This is a genomic window from Phenylobacterium sp. T106 (assembly GCF_057219735.1).
In genome coordinates, this window is record NZ_JBXVWA010000013.1 from 55,827 (window position 1) to 81,898 (window position 26,072).

Annotated in this window: 19 protein-coding genes; 15 read left to right on the forward strand and 4 right to left on the reverse strand. The window is 69.4% G+C overall.

All coding sequences use genetic code 11. The features are described from left to right. The first annotated feature begins 43 nt into the window (after positions 1-43). The 3 genes from AC2D8W_RS20950 (at position 44) to AC2D8W_RS20960 (ending at position 4,617) form a co-directional block, all read left to right on the forward strand. Positions 44-2,446 carry a M1 family metallopeptidase gene (locus AC2D8W_RS20950; protein ID WP_484673158.1) on the forward strand — a complete coding sequence of 801 codons (2,403 nt, stop codon included), beginning with the start codon at positions 44-46 and terminating at the stop codon, positions 2,444-2,446. Continuing rightward, positions 2,443-2,943 carry a DUF6702 family protein gene (locus tag AC2D8W_RS20955; protein ID WP_484673159.1) on the forward strand — a complete coding sequence of 167 codons (501 nt, stop codon included), beginning with the start codon at positions 2,443-2,445 and terminating at the stop codon, positions 2,941-2,943. The genes AC2D8W_RS20950 and AC2D8W_RS20955 overlap by 4 nt, the downstream gene beginning before the upstream one ends. 519 nt (positions 2,944-3,462) lie before the next feature. After that, complete coding sequence (locus tag AC2D8W_RS20960) at positions 3,463-4,617, forward strand: NAD(P)/FAD-dependent oxidoreductase (RefSeq protein WP_484673160.1); 1,155 nt, start codon at positions 3,463-3,465, stop codon at positions 4,615-4,617. Here AC2D8W_RS20960 and AC2D8W_RS20965 read toward each other — a convergent pair. From AC2D8W_RS20965 to AC2D8W_RS20975, 3 genes are all read right to left on the reverse strand, one after another. After that, on the reverse strand, positions 4,583-5,656 hold the full coding sequence (locus tag AC2D8W_RS20965; RefSeq protein WP_484673161.1) for a helix-turn-helix transcriptional regulator: 1,074 nt from the start codon (positions 5,654-5,656) through the stop codon (positions 4,583-4,585). The genes AC2D8W_RS20960 and AC2D8W_RS20965 overlap by 35 nt on opposite strands. A gap of 64 nt (positions 5,657-5,720) precedes the next feature. Continuing rightward, a complete protein-coding gene (locus AC2D8W_RS20970) occupies positions 5,721-6,125 on the reverse strand; it encodes an aconitase X swivel domain-containing protein (RefSeq protein WP_484673162.1) in 405 nt (134 codons plus the stop codon). Then, positions 6,116-7,369, reverse strand: a complete 1,254-nt coding sequence (locus AC2D8W_RS20975; protein ID WP_484673163.1) for an aconitase X — start codon at positions 7,367-7,369, stop codon at positions 6,116-6,118. The genes AC2D8W_RS20970 and AC2D8W_RS20975 overlap by 10 nt, the downstream gene beginning before the upstream one ends. A gap of 132 nt (positions 7,370-7,501) precedes the next feature. On the opposite strand from AC2D8W_RS20975, the gene AC2D8W_RS20980 reads away from it, so the two are divergent. The 3 genes from AC2D8W_RS20980 to AC2D8W_RS20990 are packed head-to-tail and all read left to right on the forward strand — an operon-like array spanning position 7,502 to position 12,533. Continuing rightward, entirely contained in the window at positions 7,502-9,034 is a 1,533-nt protein-coding gene (locus AC2D8W_RS20980; RefSeq protein ID WP_484673164.1) for a serine hydrolase domain-containing protein, read from the forward strand. Next, positions 9,031-11,238, forward strand: coding sequence for a S9 family peptidase (locus AC2D8W_RS20985; protein ID WP_484673165.1), 2,208 nt, complete (start codon positions 9,031-9,033; stop codon positions 11,236-11,238). Before AC2D8W_RS20980 ends, AC2D8W_RS20985 begins: the two co-directional genes overlap by 4 nt. Before the next feature lie 2 nt (positions 11,239-11,240). Next, positions 11,241-12,533: an alanine racemase gene (locus tag AC2D8W_RS20990; protein WP_484673166.1), complete on the forward strand. Its 1,293-nt coding sequence runs from the start codon at positions 11,241-11,243 to the stop codon at positions 12,531-12,533. Here AC2D8W_RS20990 and lhpI read toward each other — a convergent pair. Then, positions 12,497-13,462: a bifunctional Delta(1)-pyrroline-2-carboxylate/Delta(1)-piperideine-2-carboxylate reductase gene (lhpI, locus tag AC2D8W_RS20995; RefSeq protein ID WP_484673167.1), complete on the reverse strand. Its 966-nt coding sequence runs from the start codon at positions 13,460-13,462 to the stop codon at positions 12,497-12,499. The two genes, AC2D8W_RS20990 and lhpI, sit on opposite strands and share 37 nt — an antisense overlap. A 219-nt stretch (positions 13,463-13,681) precedes the next feature. Between lhpI and AC2D8W_RS21000 the strand changes: the two genes are divergently transcribed. Genes AC2D8W_RS21000 through AC2D8W_RS21040 form a run of 9 tightly spaced genes read left to right on the forward strand, consistent with a single transcriptional unit; the run spans position 13,682 to position 26,057 of the window. Further along, positions 13,682-15,883: a TonB-dependent receptor gene (locus AC2D8W_RS21000; protein WP_484673168.1), complete on the forward strand. Its 2,202-nt coding sequence runs from the start codon at positions 13,682-13,684 to the stop codon at positions 15,881-15,883. Continuing rightward, positions 15,883-17,271 carry an MFS transporter gene (locus AC2D8W_RS21005; RefSeq protein WP_484673169.1) on the forward strand — a complete coding sequence of 463 codons (1,389 nt, stop codon included), beginning with the start codon at positions 15,883-15,885 and terminating at the stop codon, positions 17,269-17,271. The genes AC2D8W_RS21000 and AC2D8W_RS21005 overlap by 1 nt, the downstream gene beginning before the upstream one ends. A 1-nt stretch (position 17,272) precedes the next feature. After that, positions 17,273-18,724: a serine hydrolase domain-containing protein gene (locus AC2D8W_RS21010; protein WP_484673170.1), complete on the forward strand. Its 1,452-nt coding sequence runs from the start codon at positions 17,273-17,275 to the stop codon at positions 18,722-18,724. Positions 18,725-18,727: 3 nt separating this feature from the next. Next, positions 18,728-20,206 (forward strand): M81 family metallopeptidase, encoded by a 1,479-nt coding sequence (locus AC2D8W_RS21015; protein WP_484673171.1) that lies wholly within the window; start codon positions 18,728-18,730, stop codon positions 20,204-20,206. Beyond that, positions 20,203-21,711 (forward strand): M81 family metallopeptidase, encoded by a 1,509-nt coding sequence (locus tag AC2D8W_RS21020; protein WP_484673172.1) that lies wholly within the window; start codon positions 20,203-20,205, stop codon positions 21,709-21,711. Before AC2D8W_RS21015 ends, AC2D8W_RS21020 begins: the two co-directional genes overlap by 4 nt. Next, positions 21,708-23,174, forward strand: coding sequence for a M81 family metallopeptidase (locus AC2D8W_RS21025; RefSeq protein ID WP_484673173.1), 1,467 nt, complete (start codon positions 21,708-21,710; stop codon positions 23,172-23,174). The genes AC2D8W_RS21020 and AC2D8W_RS21025 overlap by 4 nt, the downstream gene beginning before the upstream one ends. Continuing rightward, positions 23,171-24,286: a diaminopropionate ammonia-lyase gene (locus AC2D8W_RS21030; RefSeq protein ID WP_484673174.1), complete on the forward strand. Its 1,116-nt coding sequence runs from the start codon at positions 23,171-23,173 to the stop codon at positions 24,284-24,286. Before AC2D8W_RS21025 ends, AC2D8W_RS21030 begins: the two co-directional genes overlap by 4 nt. Then, complete coding sequence (locus AC2D8W_RS21035) at positions 24,283-25,104, forward strand: M55 family metallopeptidase (RefSeq protein ID WP_484673175.1); 822 nt, start codon at positions 24,283-24,285, stop codon at positions 25,102-25,104. Before AC2D8W_RS21030 ends, AC2D8W_RS21035 begins: the two co-directional genes overlap by 4 nt. Continuing rightward, on the forward strand, positions 25,101-26,057 hold the full coding sequence (locus tag AC2D8W_RS21040; protein ID WP_484673176.1) for a threonine ammonia-lyase: 957 nt from the start codon (positions 25,101-25,103) through the stop codon (positions 26,055-26,057). The genes AC2D8W_RS21035 and AC2D8W_RS21040 overlap by 4 nt, the downstream gene beginning before the upstream one ends. The last annotated feature ends 15 nt before the right edge of the window (positions 26,058-26,072 follow it).

Below are 26,072 nucleotides of genomic sequence, written 5' to 3' on the forward strand. Positions count from 1 at the left end.
CCAACGGCGGGATGAACGGGGCCGGCGTGGGTTCGGGGCGTACATGAAGAAGCTTGTATTGGCCGCGGTGGCGGTCCTGGCCGGCGTGTTTTCCACGTCGATGGCGCTGGCCGATCCGGTGCAGCAGACCAAGGCGCCCTGGAAGGACGCCTTCCGGCAGCTCGAGGGCGAAGCGTGGCCGACGCCCACGGACTACCGCGCCGCCAGCGGCGCGCCCGGCCATCGCTACTGGCAGCAGAAGGTCGACTACAGGATCCAGGCCCGCCTGGACGAGCCGACGAAGACCGTGTTCGGCAAGGCCACGATCACCTACCGCAACAACTCGCCCGACCGGCTGACCTATCTCTGGCTCCTGCTGGACCAGAACATCTTCCGCCGGGATTCCATCGCCGAGCGCACGGCGACCGTCGGCGGCTCGGACGAGATCAGCCTGGCCACGCTGAAGCGCGTGCAGAAGTTCAAGGAGTGGGAGGGCGGCTTCAAGATCGCCGCGGTGCGCGACGGCTCGGGCCGCGCGCTGCCGCACAAGGTGGTCGATACCCTCATGCGCGTGGACCTGCCCCAGAGCCTGCCGTCCGGCGGCTCGGTCAGCTTCACGATCGAGTGGTCGTACGCCCTGAACGAGACCAAGGTCACCGGCGCCCGCGATGGCTACGAGTGCTTCACCAGGCCCGACGAGGACGGCAACTGCCTGTTCCTGGGCGCCCAGTGGTTCCCGCGCCTGGCGCGCTACACCGACTATGAGGGCTGGCACAACAAGGCCTTCCTGGGCTCGGGCGAGTTCACGCTGGAGTTCGGCGACTACGACGTCTCGCTGACGGTCCCGAACGATCACGTGGTGGCCGCGACCGGCGACCTGACCAACCCGGGCGCGGTCCTCACGCCGGCCCAGGCGGCGCGCCTGCAGCAGTCGCGCACGGCGAGGGAGCCCGTCTACATCGTGACGCCGGCCGAGGCGCTGGCGGCCGAAAAGGGCAAGCCCACCGGGACCAGGACGTGGACCTTCCGGGCCGAGAATGTCCGCGACTTCGCCTGGGCCTCCAGCCGCAAGTTCGTGTGGGACGCCATGGGCGTGCGCCAGGACAGCGCCGAGCAGCCGCTGGTCATGGCCATGAGCTTCTACCCCAAGGAGGCGCGGCCCCTGTGGGACGCCTGGTCGACCAAGGCGATCGCCCACACCATCCAGGTCTACAACGAGTTCGCCTTCCCCTATCCGTACCCCAAGGCCCAGTCGGTGAACGGGATCAACGGGGGGATGGAATACCCCATGATGACCTTCAACGGTCCGCGCCCGATCAAGGACCGCAAGACCGGGGACCTGACCTACACCGAGCGCACCAAGGCCGGCCTGATCGGCGTGATCATCCACGAAGTGGGCCACACCTACTTCCCGATGATCGTGAACTCGGACGAGCGGCAGTGGACCTGGATGGACGAGGGCCTGAACTCGTTCCTGCAGTTCCAGGCCGAGAAGCGCTGGTCGAAGGACTTCCCCAGCCGCCGCGGCGAGCCCAAGGACATCGTCGAGTACATGGTCAGCGAGAACCAGGTCCCGATCATGACCCAGTCGGACTCGCTGCTGCAGTTCGGCGCCAACAGCTACCACAAGCCGGCGACGGCGCTGGTGATCCTGCGCGAGACGATCCTGGGCCGGGAGCTGTTCGACAAGGCGTTCCGCGACTACGCCACGCGCTGGCGGTTCAAGGGCCCGACGCCCTACGACTTCTTCCGCACGATGGAGGAGTCGAGCGGCGTGGACCTCGACTGGTTCTGGCGCGGCTGGTTCTACTCGACCGACCACGTGGACATCGCGCTGGACCGGGTGGTCGCGGGCCAGCTGGAACCGGCCGACGCCGACGCCGCGGCCCGGCTGCGGGCGCAGCGCAGGGCCGAGGAGCCGGCCAGCCTGACCGAGAGCCGCAACACCGGCGGCTACGTCGCCGACCGCGACCCGAAGGTGCGCGACTACTACGACGCCATCGGCCGCGAGGACGCCACGGCGGCCAGCCGGAAGAAGGCCAAGGCCGCCGACGAGGAGCTGACCCCGGCCGAGCGGACCGCGCGCAACACCACCGACACCTTCTACCGCTTTCGCTTCAGGAACGTCGGCGGGGTGGTGATGCCGGTGATCCTGAAGCTGGACTACGCCGACGGCTCCACCGAGACGATCCGGATCCCGGCCGAGATCTGGCGGCGCAACAGCGCCGAGGTGACCTGGCAGCACGTGACGGCCAAGACGCTGAAGAAGGCCGAAATCGACCCGCTGTGGGAGACCGCCGACGCCGACCGCGGCAACAACGTCTACGAAGGCGCGGGCCAGGCGCGGACGCTGAAGGTGAGCGGGCCGGAGAAGGACGAGGGCGACAAGCTGAAGGACAACGACCTGCGGGTCACAACCGACGGCCTGAACCCGGTCCCGGCGACCAAGGCCGAGGAGAAGAAGTGAGGCGGGTCCTGACGGCGATCGGGGCGCTCCTGGCGCTCTCGACGCCGGCGGCGGCCCACCGCGGACACGAGGCGCTGACGGTCGTGGAGATCGACGCGGCCAACGGCGCCGTCACCGTAACGCACCGCGCCGCCGCCCACGATGTCGAGCCGGCGCTGTCGGTGATCGCGCCGAACGCCCAGCAGAGCCTCGACGACCCCGACGCCGTGAAGGCGCTGGAGGCCTATGGGGCGCGGGCCTTCCGGCTGTGGGACGCCGACGGCAAGCCGGTCGTGCTCGTCCACCGCCGGACGAACCTCGCCGGCGACGACGTCGAGCTGGTCTATGCGGGCCAGATGCCGAAGGCGGCCACCCGGGCCGTGACCGTCGACAGCGACCTCCTGGAAGACGCCCACGCCGACGAGGAGAACCTCGTCAACGTCCGCCGCGCCGGCGTGACCAAGTCGGCCGAGTTCTACCTGGGCCAGGGGCCGCAGAAGCTGGTCTTCGAGAAGTAGGCGTCCCGTCCCGGCGCCAGGGGGCGGAAGGATCGGGACCGATAAGGAACATCTCGCCGCCGGCCGCTGGTCGGAGCGACAAGAGCCTAAGGTCCGGGTCGACCTCGCGGCTCGGAAGGATAGGTCGATCGGCGAGATTTCACGCGCGGACGTACGCGCCGCAATGGACGCCAAGCACGCCACATCGCCCTTCAGTGCGAACCGGCTCCTAGCCTCAATCCGCCGCATTCTGCGCTGGGCCGTGGGCGAAGACCTCATCCCGGCCAACCCGCAGTCGACATCGAGCGTCCGCGCAGGAGGTGGAGCGGGATCGGATAGCCTCGCACACTTGCGGGACCTCACGCCGGCGTCTGCCACGCGGCCGCGCCGTTCCCAGTTCGGTTGCTGCTTCACGGCAGGCGCCTTCAGCCGGCCAGAAGACTGCGGTCAAGGACGTATCTCACGAGGAAGCCGCTGCTCGTCCCTTGCGGGTGTGGACTCTCTGGCGAAAGCGCTTCGGGCGCGGCATGGCATGTCAGCATGCGCGATGTCGATGTGGCTGTCATTGGAGGCGGTGTAGCGGGGGCGGGTCTCACTTGGAGGCTATCGAGTGCGGGCCTCAAGGTGCTCCTGCTCGAAACCGAGGCGGCCTTTGGCGCTCACGCCAGCGGACGCTCCGCGGCGGAATGGTCGTTGGTGCACGCGCGCGGCGCCATCCAGGCGCTGACGCGGCTCAGCGAGCCGTTTTACCTTGACCCTCCTGAAGGCTTCAGCCCGGCCCAGTTGCTGCGAGTGCGCGGCGACGTGGTCTACGCCCGCGCTGGCGCAACCGGGGCTCTTTCAGATCTCTACGAGCGCAGCATCGCCGCCGGGGTGGACGTCCGCGAGATCTCCGTCGCGGAGGCTTGCGAGCGGGCGCCGTTTCTGTCGCCGGGTGTCGTCCAGGCGGCCTTCTGGGATCCTCTCAACGGCGAGCTCGATGTCGACGCGCTCCTCTACGGATACCTAAGCGGCGCGAGGTCGGCCGGCGCCGAGACGCTGACGGGCGCCGCGCTGCTCGACGCGCGTCGTGAGGGCGATGTCTGGCGCCTGCTGACGGCTGCCGACGAGGTGCGAGCGCGGGTTGTCGTGAACGCCGCCGGGGCCTGGGCAGACCAGATCGCTGCGCTGTTCGGCGCAGCCCCTCTCGGGCTTGTCCCCAAGAGACGGACGGCGATCCTCATCGACGCCCCGGAGGGAATGGAGGTGCGTGGCGCTGCGTGCATCGACGATGTCGAGAGCGGGTTCTACATCAAGCCCCAGGGGGACCGGCTTATGGTCTGTCCAGGCGACGCGACGCCCTCTGAGCCCTGCGACGCCGCGCCGGAGGAGATCGACGTGGCGACGGCCGCCTGGATGGCCGAGGAGGTGATGAACCGCCCGGTTCGCCGCCTACTGGCCCGGTGGGCCGGCCTGCGGACATTCAGTCCCGATGCGCAGCCGGTCGCGGGGTGGTGCGAGACAACACCCGGGTTCTTCTGGGCCGCGGCCCTGGGCGGGTCGGGCATCCAAACGTCGCCGGCGTTCAGTCGCGCCGCGGCGGACATCCTGCTTCAGGGCGAGACGTCAGACGTTTTCCAGGCTCACGGCGTCTCCGCCGAGACGCTGTCGCCGCGTCGGTTCAAGTCGCAGCCGGCTCGGGCCGGGGCCGGTTGACGCCCTCCTGGAGCACATCCTTTGGCAGGACGCCAAAGTGGCGGCGGAACAGCTTCGCGAAGCCCCCCGGATCGGCGTAGCCCACGGTTTCCGCGGCCTGCGCGACCCCCATCCGCCCTTCCTTCAGCAGGGTGTAAGCCTGCTCCATCCGCTGCATCTGCAGGTACTGCGAGATCGTCAGCCCGAAGATGTGCTTGAAGCCGTACGCCAGCTTGTTGCGATTGAGACCCACGCGCCGCGCGAGGCGCGTCACCGGCGGGGGGTCCGCGTAGGTCTCGGCGAGTATCTCGCGCGCCTCGCGGAGGCGAGCGATATCGCGCTCGTACAGGCGCACGGGGAGGGCCCGCGCCTGGTCGCGGCGCGCCAGGGCGTCAAGGGCGAGGCAGAGCAGCTCGCCGCCCTTGGCTTCGGCGAACGCGCGCCGCAAGGGGCCCTGATATGCACAGTCGAGGAGATCGACGCAGGCCTGCCGCATGGCGGCGGAAAGCGGTAGACGAAGGCTAAAGAACTCGGCGGCTCCGCCGCCCAGATATGCGCGGGGCGTGTCCGGCAGCCAATCCGGAGCTGCGCCGAGCATGCGGCTGACGAACGAGGGCTTGAGCTTCACCGAGACTTGCCGAAAGCGCACTCCGCTCGGAATCCAAACGACCTTCTCCATGCCGGCGGGATGCAGATCGACGCCAAAGAAGCTCGTGTCGGGTTCCACCGGCTCCTCCTGATCGCCGGTCAGCTCCGCCGAGGCGCCTTCGAGCCGAAACTGGAAGGTGAGGAAATCCTCCTCGACGAACTTGAGCGTCCAGTCCAACGCCGCCACGGTGTCGACGAGGACGACGAAGAGGTCGTCCGAGGCCCGGATGAACTCACGATATCCGGTCCCTTCCAGACCATCGAGCTGGTATCGTGCGCCCACGCCGTCGGCGAGCGGCTGGGCCGTGTCGAGGCGGCCCGCCTGCGGGCGATCCGCCTGCCGCACGAATGCCGTGACGTCCGCAGCCGGCACGTCGTCGACGTCCCACGCGAACCGTCCCGTCAACGGCATGAAGCCAACCCCCGATGCGGCGCTGCGGCGCAGGCTGCCACGGGGCCAAGGTATCAGAGCAGCATCATGCGGCAAGGATCAGCCCCCCGGCAGTGATGCGGCAAGGGTCCGGCAGGTCATCGAAGCGGCAAGCCGGGAACTGAATGATCGGCGGAGCGGCAAAGTCGAGCTCCCGGGCCACCAGCGCGCCAAGCGCCGTGATGGCATCGGCTTCACCCAGAATCAGGGCGGCGGGCCCGATGCCGGCCGCGACGAGCTCAAGCAGGACGGAGCTTCCTGAACTGGATCCGATCAGGCTGGCGACGACGACGACTCGCCCCGCCAGGGCGACACCCGCCTGCGGATGGCGCGGGTCGGATATGCTGCCGCTGCGCGGGTCGACGCCACCCCAGAAACTGATGGGTCGGGTCAGACGCACCAGCGGCCCGGCTCCCGCGCCGGCGACAACCACCTCGCCCTTCAGGCCCATGCGGCCTCGTCGCGCAAGACGCGGCCTGCCACGGCGCTCTCGACGCAGTCGCGCAGGGAGCCAAAGACTGCCGCATACCCTGTATTGGCGGGGCCATAGTGGGCGAACTTCCCGGAATTGGTCATCAGCACGCCACCGGTCAGCCCCTTGAGCACCGGTGTGACCACCACGCAGGTGTCGACGATAACTTCGACGCCACGGGCCTCGAGTTCGGCCAGCCGCCCATCGGCGGCGAGCCTATCCGCCACGTGCCGGCCGGTGCAGAGATAGACCGGTCTGCGCAGCTTCCGGCCGTCGAGCAGCTTCTCGAAGGTCTCGACTTCGGCGAGCGAGAAGTGGGGGCTTCCCAGCGCCACCACGTCCAGCTGCCCTCCGGCGATCGTGGACAGCGAATCCCGGGCCTCGCGGATCATGTCGGAGGTCAGGGAGAGGGTGGTCCGGGGCGGCTCGCCCTGCAGCGCGGCGCTGACATCCGGCGCCTCAGGCGTGACGCCGGCCGCGTGGAACAGGGCGACGGCCCCGCTCGAAGCAGCCGCAGCGCCCAGCGCCTTCAGCCGATCCTCACAGACCGGGCCGACAAGACCGTCGATCACGGCCACTTCGGTTCCTGCCTCGCGGCCGAGCCAGGCCCCCAGAACGGGATAGAAGGCATCCAGGCCGCGCAGCCGGCGGCTGAGGCGTCCGGCGTCCACCACGATCCGGGCAGCGCGGTTCTCGGGGACATGCAAGCCGTAGCGCGGCGCCCGACCGGTGATTGCAGCGCAGATGTCGATGAAGTCGCCGTAGCGGTTTGTGCGAGCGCCCAGCACCGAGTTGGCGAACACGACGGCGTTGCTCTCGGCCCAGGCGATGTCCGAGCCCGCGGCTGGCCGGTGGCCCGCCTGGTACGGCGCACATGTCCAGGTGGGCGCGCATCCCAGGGCCTCGTAGGCGCGCATCTGCCGGAGGGCGAGCGCGTGGGCGTTCGGATCAAGCCGCACCCGGTCCGGGCGGCGCAGGTCCAGCGCCCCGACGTTCAGGGTCGCCGGCACGGCTGCCTGGGCGCGACCCGCGACCAACCGCTCGACGAAATCCACGCCCGCCGGGCCATGATACAGACAGCCGTCAATGTGCGCCGAGCTGATCGGGATGAGCCGGTCCGCACCGAGGATCCGTCCCATCTGGGTGAGAATGCGCATGGCCATGGCGACGCCGGGTCCGCAGGCGCCATCCAGCCAACTGCGTTCTTCGGCCGTCAACTGCATGCGCCCAGAGGTAGCACGCGCGTGCGCGGGGTCACGCGGCGGCGGCCTGAAAGTGACGATCCCCCGACCCCCGGGGATGCGGGGCTTGACGGGGTCGGCGCGGGTTGCGGCAGGTTGCGCCTCGGAGGGGCCATGACTGAACCTGAGGACGCCGCGGCGGTCGTCGCGAAGCTCACGGAGCCGGGAGGACCGGGGGGCGTCGCCGGTGTGGCCAGGGGCGGGCGAACGGTGTGGAGCCGCGCCTTCGGGTTGGCGAACGCCCAGTCGGAAGCGCCAATGACGCCCCATACGCGCCTGCACATCTGCTCGATCACCAAGACGTTCACGGGGCTCCTTCTCGGCCTGCTCGAAGCCGACGGCGTGCTGTCTATGGATGAGCCGCTGAGTTCACTGGCGCCGGCTGCCGCGCACTACCCGTCGACGCTGACGCTGCGAACGCTGGTGACCAACACGAGCGGACTGCGCGACTACTTTCCACTGATGGCTCTCGAAGCGAGCGGGGCGCCTACCGCCTTCGGCCGGAGCGACATGGAGCGCCATGCCCTCCTGCAACCTAGCCTCATGTTCGAGCCGGGCGCGCGCTTCAGCTATTCCAACAGCAGCTTCGTCGCGCTCTGCCGCGCGATCGAGGCGCGCACAGGCCGCGCGTACGGCGATCTTCTCCAGGCGCATGTCTTCGGCCCGGCCGGGCTCTCCCAGACGGTCTTTCGCACGCAGACCGTGCCCGAGCCCGCCGGGGCGGCGCTCGGCCACAGCCGGGAGGAGGGGGCATGGCGCCCGGTGCGGCTCGATGTCCACGAGGCCGGTGACGGGGGCGTCTGGAGCACTCTCGAGGATATGCTGACGTATGGCGCGGCTCTGGTGTCCGGGACGCTAGGACCGCCGGGGCTGATCGCGAGGCTCACCACCCCGCCCGTCTTTCCTGACGGACGACAGGGCTGGTATGCGTGTGGCTTCGGAACGGGGGAACTCGGCGTCGAACGGTGGTTCGGACACGCTGGTGGCCTCGCCGGCATGTCCACGAATCTCGCCTGCTTTCCGGACCTGGACGCTGTGGTCTTCGTGGCGCTGAACGGCCCCTCCGGAGACGCCGAGGCGGTGAGCTTCCGGCTGGCGCAGGCATTGCTCGGCGTGAACGCCACGCCGCCTCGTCCCCCCCTGTCGGCCGGCGACCTGTCGGACTGGGCTGGCTGGTGGCAGGACGAAGGGGGCGGGGTGACACTGCAGCTTTGTCCTGAAGGCCAGCATGTCCGGGAATGGCGGCTGGGCGCGGAGACGCTGCTGTCGCAAGGCGGTTCCGATTGCCTTGTCGATTCCGCGTCGGGGTCGGAAATCCGGCGCCTGTCGCCGTCCTCGATCGAACTGCGTCCGCGCGGCAACGCAGCCCTTCGCCTGGCGCGGCTGGAGCCGGTCCATCAACCGCCGCCAGACGGCCTCTACCGGGGCGTGGAGATCAGGGCGGACGTGCGGATCGACAACGGCGCCCTGGCGATCAACGGCGGCCCGCCGGTGTGGCGACTGGAGCCGGCTGCCGAAGGGGTGTGGCGTGTGCACCGCATGGGCCCGAACGGCGCGGCGATCGCCGTCCTCACCCGCACGAAGGACGGCGACGTCCTCCTGTCGATGGCCAAGGCCGAGCGGATACAGTTGCAGAGGCAGAGATGATCGAAACCGGTTCCCTTCCAGCGGCGGCCTATGCGCGCGCGGAGGCGCTGCTCTCCTGGAACGCCGTCAAACTGTTCCGGAACGCGTCGGTGTCCCCGGTCTGGAGCGCGGATGGCCGCAGCTTCCGCTATCGCCGGCGCGACGCCGACGGAGGCGAGTCCTGGGTGCAGGTCGACGTGGAAACCGGGGCGCGCGTTCCGGCGGAGGAGCCCGCCGCGCCGCCACAGACCTGGGCCGATGGCGAACTTCCCTCACCGGATCGTCGCTGGGCGCTGAAGCGTCAGGGCGACAACCTGCAGATCCGCAGCCTGCCCTCCGGCGAAGTGCGCCAGCTGACGGACGATGGTGAAGCCTATAACGGCTGGGGGGGCTCCCCAGGCACGAACCTCGAGCCGGTCACCCAGACTCGCAGCGGACGGGAGGCGCTTCCGGTCGCGGCCTGGTCGCCCGACGGCGCGAGATTCGTGGCGCACCGGATCGACGAGCGGAGCCTGGCGGACTTCCATTTCCTGGAATCCTGCCCCAGCGATGGCTCGGCGCTGCCGAAGCTGCACTCGGTCAAGTTCTCGACGCCGAAGGACGACGCCCTGGCGACTGCGTCCCTGTATCTCTTCGACGCGGAAAGCGGAGCGCGGCGCGCGATCGCCCTGCCGCCACTGCAGATCACGCGAGAATCTCCCATCGAGCGGTCGCAGGTGTGGTGGTCGTCGAGCGGCGCAGCGCTCTTCGTGCTGGATGTCGAGCGGGGCGACAAGGCTTTCCACCTGTACCGGGTAGATCCAAAGAGCGGCGAGGCGCAGCGGCTCTGGACCGAGACCAGCGCGACGTACGTCGAGGCGAACGTCGGCTGGAACGAGCCGATCGGCCAGGTCTTGGCCGACGGCGACCGCGTCCTGCTGATGTCGGAGCGGGACGGATGGATGCACCTCTGGATGCACGACGGGCGTACGGGCGAGGTGCTGGGGCAACTCACTCAAGGCGCCTGGGTCGTGCGCAGCGTCCTGCGGGTGGACGAGACCCTGGGCAGGGTCTTCTTCATGGGCAGCGGTCGCGAGCCGGACCGCGACCCGTACCTGCAGCACCTCTACTCCGTTCGTCTGGACGGTTCGGACCTTCGGCTTCTGTCGCCGGAAGCGGCCGAACATCGGGTCGCGACGCTGTCGCAGCCACCGTTCCTGACGTGGCGGGGCTACCCGTCATTCAATGCGCCGCGTGTCGAAGGGCTTTCCCCGGATAGCCGCTACGTCGTCGACACCTATTCCACTGTGACGACGCCGCCCACGACCGTACTGCGGCGCACGGAGGACGGCGCGGTGATCGCCGCCCTCGAGACTGTCGACACGGTGCAGCTCGAGGCGGCCGGATGGATCTGGCCGGAGCCGTTCTGCGTGAAGGCGGCCGACGGCGAGACCGACATCTACGGCGCGCTCTGGCTCCCGCGAGACTACGCCCCGGACGGATCGACGCCGCTGATCGACAGCATCTACCCCGGTCCGCAGACGATCCGGACGCCGAAGGCCTCGCTTTCCGACGACCTCTGGGGCCTCGGCGCCATGGCCGGGGGCGCGGCGATGGCGGCGCTGGGCTTCGCCGTCTTCACGGTCGACGGTACGGGCGGGCCCTTCCGTTCCAAGGCGTTCCACGACGTCTCCTACGGCCGCATGGAGCGCGCCGGCGGGTTGGAGGACCACGTCGCCGCGATCCGTGAACTGGGGCGCCGCTATCCGGGGCTGGACCTCGATCGGGTCGGCATCTTCGGCTTCTCGGGGGGCGGCACCGCCACGTGCCGGGCGCTCTTCGAGTACCCCGAAACGTTCAAGGTCGGCGTCGCGGCCGCCGGGAGCCACGATCTGCTCGGCTACACCGCGTACTGGGGCGAGAAGTACGGCGGCCGATACGACCCTGAAGCTTACGCGCGGGTCCGCAACGGCGACCTCGCGGCCGGCCTGAAGGGCAGGCTGCTGCTCGTGGCGGGCGAGCTTGATGACAACTGTCACCCGGCGATGACGCTGCAGGTGGTCCGCGCGCTCATCAAGGCCCACAAGGATTTCGACCTCCTCATTCTCCCGGGGCACAATCACATGACGCCAGGAGGATCGGGGTACTTTGTCCGTCGGCTGTGGGACTACTTCGTGCGCCACCTCCTGGGCCGCGAGCCGCCCCCCCACTACAGGCTCGTAGGCCCCCTGGACGACAAGGTGTGACGATGCAGCTGGAGTGGATCCGGGCGTTGCCTGTGGACGGGCTCACGAAGGGCGTGCCTGCGCGGGCGCACTCGCTTCGACAGGACGAGATCGGGCGACAGGGCTGGAATGTCCTGCACGAGGATCTCCCGTTCCCGGTGGCTGTCCTGCGGCGCAGTGCAATCGAGAGCAATCGCGCCTGGATGCGCGCCTTCACGTCCATGGCGGGCGTGTCTCTAGCGCCGCACGGCAAGACCACGATGGCGCCGGAGATTTTCGCGCTGCAGATGGCTGACGGCGCCTTCGGTCTCACGTGCGCCACGGCCAGCCATCTCGAAGTCTACCGCGCCGTCGGCGTGTCCCGAGTGATCATGGCCAACCAGCTCGTGGGGCGCGAGAACGTCCGCATGGCGCTGGCGCACCTCCGGGATCCCGCGTTCGAACTCTACTGCCTGGCGGATTCCGTACCAGGACTGGATGCTCTCGCGGCCGCCGCGACGGAACTCGGTCTCGACCGCCCGGTGCAGGTGCTCGTCGAGATCGGAGCCGTAGGAGCGCGCACCGGCGTGCGCACGAACGCGGAGGCGATAGAGCTGGCCCGCGCCGTCAGCGAGCGTCCGCCGTTGCGGCTGGCCGGTGTCGAGACCTACGAGGGCGTGTTCCCGGACGACGGCGCAACGCCGCAGATCCAGCTCGTCCAGAGCCTGCTCGAGACCACTGCCGAGGCCGTGGAGGCGATCATGGCTGCCGCCCCGCACGACGGCGCGCCGTTTCTCGTAACGGCGGGCGGGTCCGACTACTTCGATCTGGTCGCCGAGCGGTTCGGCCGCCTGGCGGGTCCACGTCCGATAGAGGTGGTGCTGCGCAGCGGGTGCTATATCACCCACGACAGTCTCCACTACGCGCGCTGCGCCGAGCGGCTATTGGAGCGCTCGCCGGCCGCTGCGCGCCTCCCGGGCGCGCTGGCGCCTGCGCTCGAGGTCTGGGGGGTCGTGCAGTCGCGCCCAGAACCGAGCCGCGCCTACGTCAGCCTGGGGAAACGAGACATCTCATACGATTGGGAACTGCCGGTTCCGACAAAGTGGTGCCGGCCTGGCCGGCACGCCGCTCCGGTTCCCCCACCCGCGGGATGGCGCACACTCAAGCTAAACGATCAGCACCTCCACCTTGAGGTGGATGGCGGTGACGGGCCGGCGGTCGGTGACCTCGTGGCCTTCGGGGTCTCCCACCCATGCACCACCTTCGACAAGTGGCGGCTGATCCTGGTCGTCGACGACGACTATCGGGTCGTGGACGCCATCCGCACCTTCTTCTGAGACTCATAGACGAGGATCGCAGCGGCGAGGTCCTCCAGGGCCCAGCCGACAGACTTGAAGAGCGTGATCTCATCGGCGGTCTCCCGGCCCGGCCGCCGCCCGTTGCAGAGTTCAGCAAGGTCGGTGACGGCCCCGGGATCGAGGATCCCGGCCGCGATCGGGCTCGCCAGGTCGCCGGCCTCGCGCAACGCGCTCTCGGGGACGTCGCAGAACACCCGGGCCCGACCGACGGCGTCATCGTCCGCTTCGCGCATCTGGGGCGTGAATCCACCTACGAGGTCGAGATGGGCGCCTGGGGCAAGCCACGCGCCGCGCACGAGGGGGACGTTCGAGAGCGTGGCCACGCTGATCAGGTCGGCCGTGCGCACCGCGGCCTCCAGGTCCGTCGCCGGCTCTGCGGGTACCTTCGCGCGGCGCATGGATTCGACGGCGCGGTCGATGCTGGAATCCGAGCGTCCCCAAACCCGCACCGTCGTGAGGCCGGGGCGCAGCGCCACATGTGCGTCTGCGAGTGCGCTGGCAATACGCCCGGTTCCGACGACGGTGAGCACTTTGGCGTCCTCGCGCGCCAGGTGGCGGGCCGCCAGCGCGGAAGCCGCTGCGGTCCGGCGGGCGGTGAGTTCAGCGCCATCCAGCAACGCGAGCGCCGACCCGTCCCGACCGTCCAGGAGGAGGTACTGCGCCGCTACGGAAGGCCGGCCCAGCGCCGCGGCGCCGGGGAAAACCGTGGCGACCTTGACGCCCAGATAGCGGCCTTCGATCCATGCCGGCATCAGCAGGAGGGTCGCGTCGGGCTGGCCGGGTGTGGACACCGTGTGATGCGCACGCACAGGCGCGTCGACGCCGTTGCGGAACGCCGCCTCGAGGGCGGTGACCAGGGCAGGGTAGGGGGTGGCGCGCGCGATGGCCGCAGGACCAATGGAAAGCATGACGCCTCCGTCGTAGCGCAGGGGGGCAGCGGACGGGTTCGACGATGCAGGCAAAATGACGCTTTGACGACCGCCCGTGACAGGCCGCCGTTCCCCTGGCCACCGCTCCACTTAGGGTGAAAGGGACGGCTGATCGCCGTGATTGGGGGCCGGGGCCGGCGCGGCCGCACGGCGGAACAGGGGGCTAGTCCGATGAGGGACCGAATTTCGACGCTGCTCATGGGCGCGGCGGCGGGCGCGCTGACCGCGACCTCGGCCCTGGCGCAGACCGCAAACGAACCCGCGACGGTGGAGGCGGTGGTCGTCACCGCCAACAAGCGCGAGCAGAACATCCTGGAGGTTCCGGCAAGCGTGGCCGCCCTGGGCTCGGGCAAGATGGACGAGCTCATGGTCAAGGACGTGCAGGACTATGCCGACCTGATCCCAGGTCTCGACATCACCGCCCCGGCTCCGGGTATCACGAAGACCACGATCCGTGGCCTCTCATCCGAGTCGGTCACCAGCAGCGTGGGCGTCTACATCAACGAGACGCCCGTCACGCAGAACGAGCTGGACCCTGACCTGAAGCTGTTCGACGTGCAGCGGATCGAGGTGCTGCGCGGACCGCAAGGGACCCTGTACGGGGAGGGGTCCCTCGGCGGAACCGTCAAGATCGTCACGAACAAGCCCGATACATCGCGGCTGTATGGCGGGTTCGAGTCGTCGCTCTCGGGATTCCGCAACGGCGACGGCCTGAACCACACCGCCGCCGGGTTTGTGAACGCCCCTCTCGGAGACCGCGCGGCCGTTCGGGCGGTGCTCTCGTATCGCCGCAATGCGCCCTGGATCGACAACGCGGGTCCTGGCGACGCCGAGAACGATGAGAAGACGATCAGCGGGCGTGTGGCGGCTCGCTTCGAGGTCAGCGAGGCCCTCACCGCGACCCTGACCTATATCGGGCAGAAGATCGAGCTCGGCAGCCCGCGGAACATCATCGACCCGGCCCGACCCGGCCTGACGCGGTTCACGCGCGTCAACGAGTTCGTGGACGACAAGCTGCACATCGGCAGCCTGACGCTCGAGTGGGATCTCGGGTTCGCGTCCCTGACGTCGGACACCTCCTACTACCGGCGTCGTCAGAACACCGTCGGCAACAACAACGAGACCGGCGGCACGACATTCTTCTACAACGAGATCTCGGGCGCGGCGGCGGGCCTGCGGCCATTTGCCCAGTTCAGCGCCCCCAATTTTCCACGGGTCACGACGCCGGAATCTGTCGTGGACTTCACAGGCCGGGCGAAGCAGTGGACGCAGGAGGTGCGGCTCGTCTCCAAGCCCGGCGAGCGCTTCGACTGGATCGTCGGGGCCTTCTTCAAAGACCGCGAAGACACCAAGGACACGTACTTCGAGGGCGTCATCACCGCCTCGCCAATCGTGAACTTCTCCACCTTGGACATCCGCCGGAGCCGCACTCTTCTCCAGTTCGACTTCCGGCAGGTTGCGGTGTTCGGTGAAGCAACCGTCCATCTGACGCCTCAGCTCGATCTCACGGCCGGTCTCCGTTACGCCTCAGAGAAGATTGGCAACCAGGAGAACCTGTCGGGGCTCTTCAGGTACACTTTCGGCACATTCCCTCCGGCCACGGCGCCCCAGCAGTTCGGGCCTGTGGACGATACCTTCCACTCCACGACCCCGCGGGTTGTGCTGTCGTACCGCCCGACGGACGCGTGGATGCTCTACGCCACGGTGTCGCGCGGGTTCCGCTCGGGTGGCTTCACCGGGGTCACGCCTTTCCGTCCAGACACCGTCTGGAACTACGAGGTCGGACTGAAGGGCGGCACAGAAGACGGCCGTCTCACCCTGGCCGCTGCGGCCTATCAGATCGACTGGGACGACACTCAGGTCTTCGACGACATCCCAGATCCGCCCTTCTTCGCTGTTCGAAACATCGGCAAGGCGCGCGTGCGCGGCCTGGAAGTCGAGGCGACGGCGAAGCCTCTCGATGGGCTGGAACTGAACGCGGGGCTCAACCTCATCGACACCGAGATCACCTCGATCGATCGAAGCGCCACCGATCCCGACATCATCGCCGCGAAGGGCAACGAACTGCAGAAGGTGCCGAAGTTCAGCTTCGCCGTCTCCGGCACTTACGTATGGCCCGTCACGGGCGACTGGAACGGACGAGCGACGGTGGCCGTCGCCCATCAGGGTCGGGCCTACTCTGACTTCCGAAATCTCGCCTCCGAGCGGCTCGACGCGTACATGACCCTGGCGGCCCGGATCGGCGTGGAGAACGAGCGCTTCGGCGTATTCGTCTTCGGCCGCAACCTCACAGACGAGCGTATCGAACTCGACATCTCCGGACCCGGCAGCTCCGTCTTGGGCACCACTGTCGGCCGCCCCCGCGTGGTCGGCGTCGAGTTCAAGGCGAAGTTCGACTGATGACCAGCGCGCCCCCGACGACGACGCCTGGGGCGCGCGTGCCCTTGCGCGAGCTGGTCGCCTTCGTCCTCCCGAAACTGGCCCTGGGGCTGATCACGGCCCCCTTCTTCAACGTCCTGCCGACGTTCTATGCCCAAAACACCACGGCCACGCTGGCCGGGCTGGGCACGGCCCTGATCATCTCGCGCCTGTTCGACGCTTTCACAGACCCTGTCGTGGGGTGGCTGACCGACAAGACGCGTTCACCTTGGGGCGCGCGCAAGCCGTGGGTGGTTGCAGGCGCTGTCCTCATCGCCGCCTCGATCTTCTTCCTGTTCCAGCCGACGCGGGACGCGGGGCTGCCTTTCTTCCTCGCCTGGTCTCTGATCTTCTACCTGGGCTGGACGATGTTCGAGCTCGCGTCCGACGCCTGGCTGACGGAACTCACCGGCGACTACAACGAACGGGCCAAGATCTCCGGTTGGCAGGGCCTGGCTTCGCAGGCGGGCGGCTTCCTTTTCTTCGCAGCCTCGGTGAGCGGCGTATTCGGACAGGGCATGAGCCCCGGGCTGCTGGCTGCGATCGCATGGGTCAGCCTGATCGTGCTGCCGGCGGCCGCGCTCATCGCCGCCAGCTTCGTGCCCGCGGCGCGCACACGCGCGGCGGCCTTCGAGCCGCCCAAGCTCACCGGGCTCCTGCGGGCGTTGTCGCGCAATGGAGCCCTTAAGGTCCTGCTTGTCTCGCAATTGCTTGGGGGGTTCGGCGGCGGCATCTACCTGGGCACCCAGCTCCTGCTGCTCGACGGCTACTTCCAGCAGGGCAAGAACTTCGCGCTGATCTATCTCGCGTACCAGGCGGCTCACTTCGCGGCCATGCCGATCTGGCTGCGCATCATCTACCGGTTCGGCAAGCACCGCTCGTGGGCGCTGAGTTGGGGCCTCTCGGCGGCGATGACTCCGCTCACGCTGCTTGTCCCGCCCGGCGAAGGCGCCTTGCCCTGGCTCATAGGTCTAGCCGTATTGCGGTCGGTGGTCGCCGGCGCGGATATGGTCGCGTTCCGCGCCCTGATGGCCGACGCCGCCGACTATGGCGCGCTGAAGACGCGCGAGAACTCCGCGGGCAGCTACTTCGCCGCGTCCGCCTTGGCCGTGAAGTTCTGCGCCGCGGTGTCGAGCGGTGTCGCCTTCTGGCTTCTGGCCCTCGTGGGCTTCGATCCCAAGCCGGGAGCCGAGAACACCGATGAGGCGCTCAAGGGCCTGATCGTCGTGGCGATCTTCCTGCCCATGACTTTCAACATCGCTGCTGCGAGCTGCATCTGGCGCTTCCCCATCGACCGCCGGCGCGCGGGCATCATCCGGCGTCGGATCGAACGAAGGGCGCTCGCGGCGCCAAAGCCGACGGCGAACTGACGTGACGAAGATCGACCCGATCGAAGCCCTCGACGAGGGGCTCGCGCGGCGTATCCATGACGCTCTGCGGGCGTATGAGGCGCCGGGAGCTGCCGTCGCCATCGCTGTCGGCGGACGGCTCTACGCGTCAGGCTTCGGGGTGCGCCATCTGGGGCGGCCGGAGCCCGTAACCGCAGCCACCGCGTTCAATGTCGGGTCAACTTCGAAGGCGTTCACGGCCACAGCGGTCGCCTGTCTGGCGGCCCGCGGGGTAATGGGCTGGGACGATCCCGTGCGTCGGTGGCTGCCGGACTTCGCGCCCCCGCGGCCCGCCGATGCGGCCGTTCTGACCTTGCGCGACCTTTCCGCCAATCGAGCCGGCTTCCCGCGCAACGGAATTCTCGAGTTCGGGACCGAACTGACTATCGACGCTGACGAGGTGGTGCGGCGGCTTCAGTACGCGGAGCCTGTGGCGCCGCCCGGGTCTCGCTTCACCTATTCCAACATCGCTCATACGGCGCTTGCGCTCTGCGTCGAGCGTGCGGCCGGGGCGCCGTTCGTGACCGTGCTGAAGGCCGAGGTGTTCGAGCCGCTGGGGTTTGAGGATGCTTCGGGAGGCGCAATCGCCGCGCGCGACCTGATCGAGCCCTCGGGGTGGCACTGCCAGGTGCGGGGCCAGACTGTGGCCATCCCGCCGATCTACACGGATGTCCACCGCGGCTCCGCCGGCCTGTGTCTCTCGGCGCGAGACGCTGCGCGCTGGCTTGCCTTCAACCTGGGCGATGGCGCGCCGTTGATGGCGCGCGCGCAACTGGAGGAGCTGTTCCGTCCACATGTGCCGGTGGCGCCGGACCAGCTGGCCGTCTGGATAGCCCCGCCGGACGCCGAGGACCCGGCGTACGGCCTGGGATGGGGGGGCGCGACGCAGGCAGGCGTGCGGGTGATCCGCCACTCCGGCTCGGACTTCGGCATCAATGCCCATGTCGCGTTTGCACCGGAGCGTGGGGTCGGCGTGGCGGTCTATGTGAACAAGGACTGCAAGGCGTCGATCGAGATCAGCTACGTCGCCATGGACCACCTGCTAGGCCTGCCACCGCGGGACTGGCGATCCGTGGTTCAGGATCGCGGTCTTCCCGACACCAACGCTGACTTCCGCCATTCCGGGCTGCGCTACGAGGGGGCCGAGTTGGCGCGACCGCTCTCGGTCTATGCCGGCCATTTCGCCAGTCCTCGCGAGGGGCGGGCGAGCGTGCGCGTCCACGGTAACCAACTCGCCATCGCCTTCGACGACGCCCCTGTGTTCGACGGGGTGCTTGCTCCCCTGGGTGGCGACCGGGTGCTGCTGACGCCGGCGTACCCGGGTCTGGTCAGCGACGCAGTCGGCGGTCGCTTCGAGGCGGAGTTCCACATCGAGGGACAACGCGCCTCAAGCCTCTCGATCCATGGGATCGGCGTGCTGGCGAGGGAGGACTGAAACATGCGGGTCTTCCTTGCCGCCTGCCAGCACGAGACCAACAGCTTCTCGCCCATCTCCACGAGTTGGGAGAGCTTCGCCGCAAGCCTCTGGCTTCGCCCGAGCCAAACACCGGGCTTCCCTGAAGAGCGGCTGCGCGAGGCGGTCGGCTACGGCGCCATGCTGGAAGCCGTCCAGGCCGCCGGTTGGACGGCGCGTCTCGGTCCTGCAGCCTTCGCCCAGCCCAGCGCCCCTGCGTCGGCCGCGGTATGGACCCGACTCCGTGATGCGATTCTCGAGGATCTCGACGCCGCAGGGCCCGTCGACGCGGTGCTGCTCGCCCTACATGGCGCGCAGATGGCGGTCGGCTGCGACGATTGCGAGGGCGAACTCCTTGCCGCGGTGCGGGCGCGGCTGGGGCCCCGGCCGTTCGTCGGCGTGCTGCTGGACCTGCACGGGCACGTCAGTCCGAAGATGCTCTCGGCGGCGGATGCGATCCTCGCCTGCCTCGAGTATCCGCACATCGACTTCGACGCGCGCGCGCGCCAACTGGTGGCGATCGCCCAGCGCGCGCTGACAGGCGGGCCGCGGCCGTTCACGGTCATGGCGCGCGCGCCGATGATCGACATGCACCACACCACGCGCGAGCCGATGAAGAGTCTGGTGGCGGCGGCGCGGGCCGCCGAGGGAGAGACGGTTCGGGCCGTTTCACTGATGCATGGCTTCCCCTGGGCGGATTGCGCCGACGCCGGCGCGGCCGTGCTGGTTGTCGGCGAAGGGTCCCCCGGTCCGGCGCAGGCGCTCGCGGAGGACTTCGCAGCGCGCTTCTTCCACCTGCGCGGCGAGGTCCGTTCGCGCCACCTGGGGCTCGAGGCCGCGCTTGATGCGGCGCTGGAGGTCGGTGGCGGTCCGGTCGTGATCGCCGACGCCGCGGACAATCCCGGCGGAGGGGCGGGCTCCGATTCAACCTATGTGCTGCACGCCCTCCGCAACCGCGGCATCACGGGCGCAGGCGTCGCGATCGTCTGGGACCCGCCCTCGGTCGCCGCCGCCCGGGCCGCCGGGCCGGGGGCCAGTGTCGAGCTCGCGATCGGCGGCAAGGCCGGTCCGCTGTCGGGGGACCCATTTGTCTGCCGCGCGCGGATCACCGCCACCGCCGATGACGTGCGGCAGGGTGGTCCCTTCGAGCGGGCGGGAACCCCCGCAGGGGGGGCGCTGGTCGAGGCCGACGGGCTGACCATCGTGCTGTCCGGGCGGCGGCAGCAGTGCGTCAGCCCGGAGGCCTTCACCGTGTTCGGGTGCGATCCGCGGGCGCTGCGCCTGATCGTGGTCAAGTCCATGCAGCACTTCCACGCCGGCTTCGCGCCCATGGCTCGCTCGGTGATCTACGCCTCCGGCCCCGGCAGCCTGTCCCTGGACGTCGCCAGGCTGCCCTACCGCCGCGCGCCGCGGCCGATCTGGCCGCTGGACCCTGAACTCGCATTCGAAGGACGCGCGTCATGAGGATCTTCGTCGCGGTGATGTCGCACGAGACCAACGTCTTCTCGCCGATCCCCACCGGGCTGGCGAACTTCCGCGAGATGGCCCTTCACCTGCCAGGCGTCTCGACAGAAGCGGAGACAGCGCGTGCGCTGCGACGCGCCGAGACATCCGACGGCTCTGGCGACTTCATCCGGCTGGCGCGCGCCCGGGGACACGAGGTCGTCATGGGGCCGGTGGCTTCGGCGCTCCCCGCGGGCGTCGTGGTCAAGCACGACTACGAGACCATCCGCGACGCCATACTTGAGTCACTCACGTCGGCCGGCGACATCGACGCGGTGCTGCTGTTCCTGCACGGCGCCCAGGTCGCGGACGGCTATGACGACTGCGAGGGCGACCTGATGGCGCGCATGCGAGCCGCGCTCGGGCCGCACGTCCCGATTGGCGCCTTGCTGGACCTCCATGGCTCCCTCACCGCGGAGATGATGTCGGCGGCGACGGCGCTGATCTTCTGCAAGGAGTATCCCCACATCGACTATACCGCCCGGGCGGAGGAACTGTTCGACATCATCGAGGGCGCCGCGGCCGGGCGGCTCCGCCCGGCCATGACCCGGCTCGCGGTGCCCTGCATGGGAGGCCTGCACACAACCCGGCCGCCCGGCAAGGACCTGCTGGACCGCGCCCGTGCGCTGGAACGCGAACCCGGGATCCTGTCGATCTCCGTGGTTCACGGATTTTCTCTCGGGGACGTCCCCGACGCCACCGGCCACGTGCTCGTCGTCACGGACAACGCTCCGGCGGCCGGCGAGACCGCTGCGCGCGAGCTCGGCGAGCGGTTCTGGTCCATCCGCGGCGCGGTGCAGTCGAGCGAACTCCCGATCGCCGACGCCGTCGAAGCGGCGCTTGCGGCGGCCCAGGGGCCGGTGGTGATCGCCGAGCCGGGCGACAACCCCGGTGGCGGCTGGCCGGCCGACAATGTGGACATCCTCCGCGCCCTTCTGGCGCGGGACGCGGATGCGGCGGTGGCTCTGGTCTACGATCCCATCGCCGTGCAGCTGTGCGCCGATGCGGGCGTCGGAGCCGAACTGGCCCTGCGCATCGGCGGCAAGATCGGAGCGATTTCGGGACCGCCCCTCGACGTCGCCGCGGAGGTCATCGGCGTCAAGGCCGACGCTCGCCAGCGGACCATCTTCGGCCCGGAGCCGGCGCTGTTCGGGCCCGCGGTCGCCATCCGGTGCGGCCGCACGGAGGTGGTGCTCAGTTCGGTCCGGACACAGCCATTCAGCCCCGACGTGTTCACGGAACTGGGCATCGACCCGACGCGCAAAGCCGTGCTGCAGCTGAAGTCGTCTCAGCACTTCCACGCCTTCTTCGGCCCGATCGCCACCCAGGTGATCTATTGCAATGGGGTTGGCGGGAGCGTCAGCCGCGTGCGCTCGCGGGGGTACCACAAGATCCGGCGCCCGGTGTGGCCTCTGGACACCTTCACGTTCGAAGCCGCCACCGCGCCTGTGGAGCAGTACGCATGAGACTCTTCCTGGGAGGTCTCGTGCACGAGACCTCCAGCTTCTCCCCGATCCCCACGAGCCTGCGCAAGTTCCAGGCGATGCGCCCCCCGCAGGGCGCGTCGGCCGAGCAACTCGAGGCGATGGCGGGACGCTCGGTCTACGGGCGCTGGGCGACGCGGGCGCGCGAGCAGGGACACACGCCCGTGGGCGGGCCTGTCTTCTCGGCGGGCCCGAGCGGGTTGACCGTCCGGGCTGACTTCGAGGCGATGCGCGACGAGCTTCTGGCCGCACTCGAGGCCTCGCTTCCGGTAAGCGGCGTCCTCCTTTTCCTGCATGGCGCGCAGATGGCGGTCGGCTATGGCGACTGCGAAGGCGACCTGCTCGCCCGGGTGCGGAAGCTCGTCGGGCCGGAGGTTCCTGTCGGTGTCGAGTTGGACCTGCACTGCAATATCTCGCAGGCCATGCTCGACAACGCCACGGTGCTGATGGCGTGCAAGGAGTATCCGCACACCGACTTTGGCGACCGCGCCATCGAGCTGTTTGATCTCGTCGTCTCGACCGCAGCGGGCCGCATTCGGCCGGTCATGTCGTTCGTGCGCGTCCCGATGCTGAATCTGTTCTTCACGACGGAACAGCCGATGCGCGCGCTCGTGGACCTGGCGAGCGCGCTCGAGGGGAAGGGGGCCATTCTGTCGGTCACGCTCTGCCATGGGTTCAGTTCGGCCGACATACCCGAGGCCTCCGCGTCCGTGATCGTGGTGACGGACAACGCCAAGACGGAGGGTGACCGTACGGCCGCGGGGCTCGCCCGCATCTTCTACGGGCTTCGCGAGGTGGGCGGTCCTAAGACCCTCCCGATCGACGAGGCCCTGGACGCTGCGCTCGCGGAGCCCGAGGGACGGCCCGTGGTGATCGCCGATGGAGCGGACAATCCCGGAGGCGGCGCGGCCGGCGACTCGACGTTCATTCTGCGGCGGCTCCTGGAGCGCGGCGTCGAGAACGCCGGGCTTGCGATGATCTGGGACCCCGAGGCGGTGCGTATGGCGCGGGCCGCCGGGCCAGGCGCGCGCCTGCCGCTTCGGATCGGCGGCAAGGTCGGGCCGCTCTCCGGGGACCCGATCGACGCCGAAGCGCTGGTGCTGGCCGTCCAAGACGACCCGCGCCAGATCGGCTTCTCCGGGCAGCAGGACCTCGGCTTCGGGGCCGCAGCCGCCGTCCGAGTGGGCGGGGTTGACGTGGTGCTGAACAGCTATCGCGTCCAGACCCTCAGTCTCGAGTGTTTCACGGAGCTTGGCGTCGATCCGCGCAGCAAGCGCCTGCTCGTGGTGAAGTCCAACCAGCACTTCTACGCCCACTATGCCGCCATCGCGCAACGCGTGATCTACGCCGACGCCCCCGGCACGACGTCGAACAACCTGACCTTGCGCCCATACCGGAATCTCGCGCGGCCGATCTGGCCGTTGGACAATCCGGACTTTCCATGAGCGCCGCCTTCCTGCCGAACCCGCGGGCGGCAGGGCCGCGCGGGATGACTGCAGAGGAGGCGGCCGTTCTCCCCGACGGCCTCTTCCGCAGCGCCCGCGCGGCGATTGCGGGCTGGTCCGACTATGCCCCCACGCCGTTGCGCCGCCTCCCCGCGATGGCGCGCGAGCTCGGGCTGGCGGACGTGGCGTACAAGGACGAAAGTTCGCGCTTCGGCTTGGGCAGCTTCAAGGCGCTGGGCGGGGCCTACGCGGTACGGCGGCTTGCGACGGAGCGGCATGTCTCCGTGGTCTGTGCCGCTACCGACGGCAACCATGGCCGTGCGGTGGCCTGGGGCGCCCAGGGCTGTGGTCTGCGATCCGTGATCTATATCCACGAGACGGTCAGCGCCGGCCGGGAAGCCGCTATCGCCTCGCTTGGAGCCGAGGTCGTGCGCGTCGCCGGCAGCTACGACGACGCCGTTCGGCGGGCCGCGCGGGATGCGGCCGAGCAGGGCTGGAGCGTGGTGTCCGACACAAGCTGGCCGGGGTACGCGGAGATCCCGCGCTGGGTGATGGCTGGATACGGGGTCATGGCGGCCGAGGCGTTCGAGGCCCTGCAGCCCCCACCGACGCACGTTTTTGTTCAGGCCGGTGTCGGAGCGTTGGCCGCCGCCGTGTGCGCCTATGCCTGGCAGACCTTTGGGTCCGAGCGGCCTCGACTCGTCCTGGTGGAGCCGGAGCGCGCTGCGTGTCTGTTCGAGAGCGCGCGGCGCGGATGCTTGACGCCCGCGAGCGGGGATATCGACACCTTGATGGCTGGTTTGGCCTGCGGCGAGGGCTCACCTTTGGCCTGGTCGCTCCTCGAGACCGGCGTCGACGCCTTCATGACAGTTGCGGACGCCGACGCTGTAGCGGCCATGCGTCGGCTGGCCCGCCCGTCCAACGGCGACCCGATCATCGTTGCGGGAGAGTCCGCGGTGGCAGGCCTGTGCGGCCTCGTCGCCGCCTGCCAGGATGCCACCATGCAGAAGGAGCTGGGCCTCGACCGGTCGGCGCGGGTGCTGCTGTTCGGCACCGAAGGGGCCACCGACGCCGAGCTCTATCGCAGGCTGGCAGGGGACGACGCGGCATGAAGCTCTACATCTGCGCGGACATCGAGGGCGTGGCCGGCGTAACGAGCTTCGACCAGCTCTCGCCGGACGGCTTCGAGTATGCGGATGCGCGGACCTGGATGACGGGGGAGGTCAACGCCGCCATCGCCGGCGCCCGAGCGGCCGGCGTGACCGACGTGGTGGTCAGCGACAGCCACGGCAACGGCCAGAACCTGCGACTGGACGATATGGACGCGGACGTGCGCGTGGTGCGGTCCTGGCCGCGGCCCCTGGAGATGATGCAGGGCCTGGAGGCAGGCGGCTTCTGCGGCGCGTTCCTCATCGGCCACCACGCAGGCCATACCTCACTGGACGGTGCGATCGCGCATACGCTCACGGGCGCCGTCTACGAAATCCGGCTGAATGGTCAGGTCGCGAGCGAGACGACGCTCAATGCCGCGCTTGCGGGCGCGATGGACACGCCCATCCTGCTCGCGACGGGCGATGCGGCTTACGCGGAGCACGTGGGGGAACTGCTGCCGGGTGTTCCCACGGTCGTCACCAAGCGCGCCTTCACCGACTACAGCGTTGAAACGCTGACCCCGGAAGCGGCCCGCGCCGCCATACGCGTCGCGGCTGAGGCGGCTGTGCGCTCCCGCGCCGAACGCGACGTGTTCCGGATTCCCGGGCCGGTCGTCGTGGACCTGGTGTTCAAGCAGCGCCTTCCCGCGCAGGTGCTGTCGATGTGGCCGGGCGTGGAGCGGACGGCGGCGACAACTGTCCGCTTCGCCGGCGCCGATATCGCCGAGGCCATGAGGATGATCGTGGTGGCGGTCGGCTACGACCCGAAGGGCCGATGAGCGTTTCCGGCGCCCGACTCGTCAGCCTGGCCGACGTGAATGCTGCCGCGGCTCGCATCGGCGACCATGTGGCTGCAACGCCGATGGTGACAACGCCCAATGGCCTCAGGCTGAAGGCCGAAAGTCTCCAGCCCTGCGGCGCCTTCAAGATCCGGGGCGCCTTCAACGCGCTCCTGGCGCTGCCGCCGCACGTTCTGGCCCGTGGTGTCGTCGCGCCGTCCAGCGGGAACCACGCCCAGGCGGTGGCCTATGCGGCTCGTCGCCTGGGCGCGCCGGCCATCGCCGTCATGCCGCACACCGCGCCACGGGCCAAGCAGGACGGGGTGAGACGCTGGGGCGGCGAGGTGGTGCTGATCGATCCCATCGCCGACGGCGGCACGGCGCCGGTAGCTCGGCGTCTCGCCGCTGAGCGAGAGCTTACGGTGATCCATCCGTTCGATACGCCGGAGATCATCGCCGCCACAGGAACGCTCGGGCTGGAGATGCTCGCGCAGGCGCCGGACGCAGGGACTCTGTACATCCCCGTCTCTGGAGGAGGTCTCATCGCCGGCGTGGCCGTGGCCGCCCGTGCGACGGCTCCCGGCGTGCGGATCGTCGGCGTGGAGCCGGCGTTGGCGGATGACGCCACGCGCAGCTTTCGCGCGCGGCGCCTGCAACGACTCCCGTTCGCGCGCACGGTCGCCACGATGGCCGACGGCCTGCGCGTGGAGTCCCTGGGCCAGCTCCCCTGGCGGCACATTCGCACCCTGGTGGATGACATGGTTACAGTCAGCGAGGCCGAGATCGCCGCCGCGGTGGGATGGACGGCGCGGGAGGCGCGGTTGGTGGCCGAACCAAGCGGCGCGGCGGCGGTCGCCGCGGCCCTCCGCGATCCTCGGCCGGACGCCGCCATCGCCCTGGTCAGCGGCGGCAACGTCGACCCCACACGCTTGAGCGAGCTTCTCGCCGCCTGATCGGCTGGCCCGGCC

Excerpts from the sequence above, each read along its gene's own strand:
- AC2D8W_RS20975 (WP_484673163.1), bottom strand. The coding sequence starts at position 7,369 with ATGCAGTTGACGGCCGAAGAACGCAGTTGGCTGGATGGCGCCTGCGGA.
- AC2D8W_RS20965 (WP_484673161.1), bottom strand. The coding sequence starts at position 5,656 with ATGCCGTTGACGGGACGGTTCGCGTGGGACGTCGACGACGTGCCGGCT.
- AC2D8W_RS20985 (WP_484673165.1), top strand. The coding sequence starts at position 9,031 with ATGATCGAAACCGGTTCCCTTCCAGCGGCGGCCTATGCGCGCGCGGAG.
- AC2D8W_RS21035 (WP_484673175.1), top strand. The coding sequence starts at position 24,283 with ATGAAGCTCTACATCTGCGCGGACATCGAGGGCGTGGCCGGCGTAACG.
- AC2D8W_RS21030 (WP_484673174.1), top strand. The coding sequence starts at position 23,171 with ATGAGCGCCGCCTTCCTGCCGAACCCGCGGGCGGCAGGGCCGCGCGGG.
- AC2D8W_RS20950 (WP_484673158.1), top strand. The coding sequence starts at position 44 with ATGAAGAAGCTTGTATTGGCCGCGGTGGCGGTCCTGGCCGGCGTGTTT.
- AC2D8W_RS20960 (WP_484673160.1), top strand. The coding sequence starts at position 3,463 with ATGCGCGATGTCGATGTGGCTGTCATTGGAGGCGGTGTAGCGGGGGCG.
- AC2D8W_RS20980 (WP_484673164.1), top strand. The coding sequence starts at position 7,502 with ATGACTGAACCTGAGGACGCCGCGGCGGTCGTCGCGAAGCTCACGGAG.
- AC2D8W_RS21015 (WP_484673171.1), top strand. The coding sequence starts at position 18,728 with ATGCGGGTCTTCCTTGCCGCCTGCCAGCACGAGACCAACAGCTTCTCG.
- AC2D8W_RS21040 (WP_484673176.1), top strand. The coding sequence starts at position 25,101 with ATGAGCGTTTCCGGCGCCCGACTCGTCAGCCTGGCCGACGTGAATGCT.
- AC2D8W_RS21000 (WP_484673168.1), top strand. The coding sequence starts at position 13,682 with ATGGGCGCGGCGGCGGGCGCGCTGACCGCGACCTCGGCCCTGGCGCAG.
- AC2D8W_RS21020 (WP_484673172.1), top strand. The coding sequence starts at position 20,203 with ATGAGGATCTTCGTCGCGGTGATGTCGCACGAGACCAACGTCTTCTCG.
- AC2D8W_RS21025 (WP_484673173.1), top strand. The coding sequence starts at position 21,708 with ATGAGACTCTTCCTGGGAGGTCTCGTGCACGAGACCTCCAGCTTCTCC.
- AC2D8W_RS20970 (WP_484673162.1), bottom strand. The coding sequence starts at position 6,125 with ATGGGCCTGAAGGGCGAGGTGGTTGTCGCCGGCGCGGGAGCCGGGCCG.
- lhpI (WP_484673167.1), bottom strand. The coding sequence starts at position 13,462 with ATGCTTTCCATTGGTCCTGCGGCCATCGCGCGCGCCACCCCCTACCCT.
- AC2D8W_RS21005 (WP_484673169.1), top strand. The coding sequence starts at position 15,883 with ATGACCAGCGCGCCCCCGACGACGACGCCTGGGGCGCGCGTGCCCTTG.
- AC2D8W_RS20990 (WP_484673166.1), top strand. The coding sequence starts at position 11,241 with ATGCAGCTGGAGTGGATCCGGGCGTTGCCTGTGGACGGGCTCACGAAG.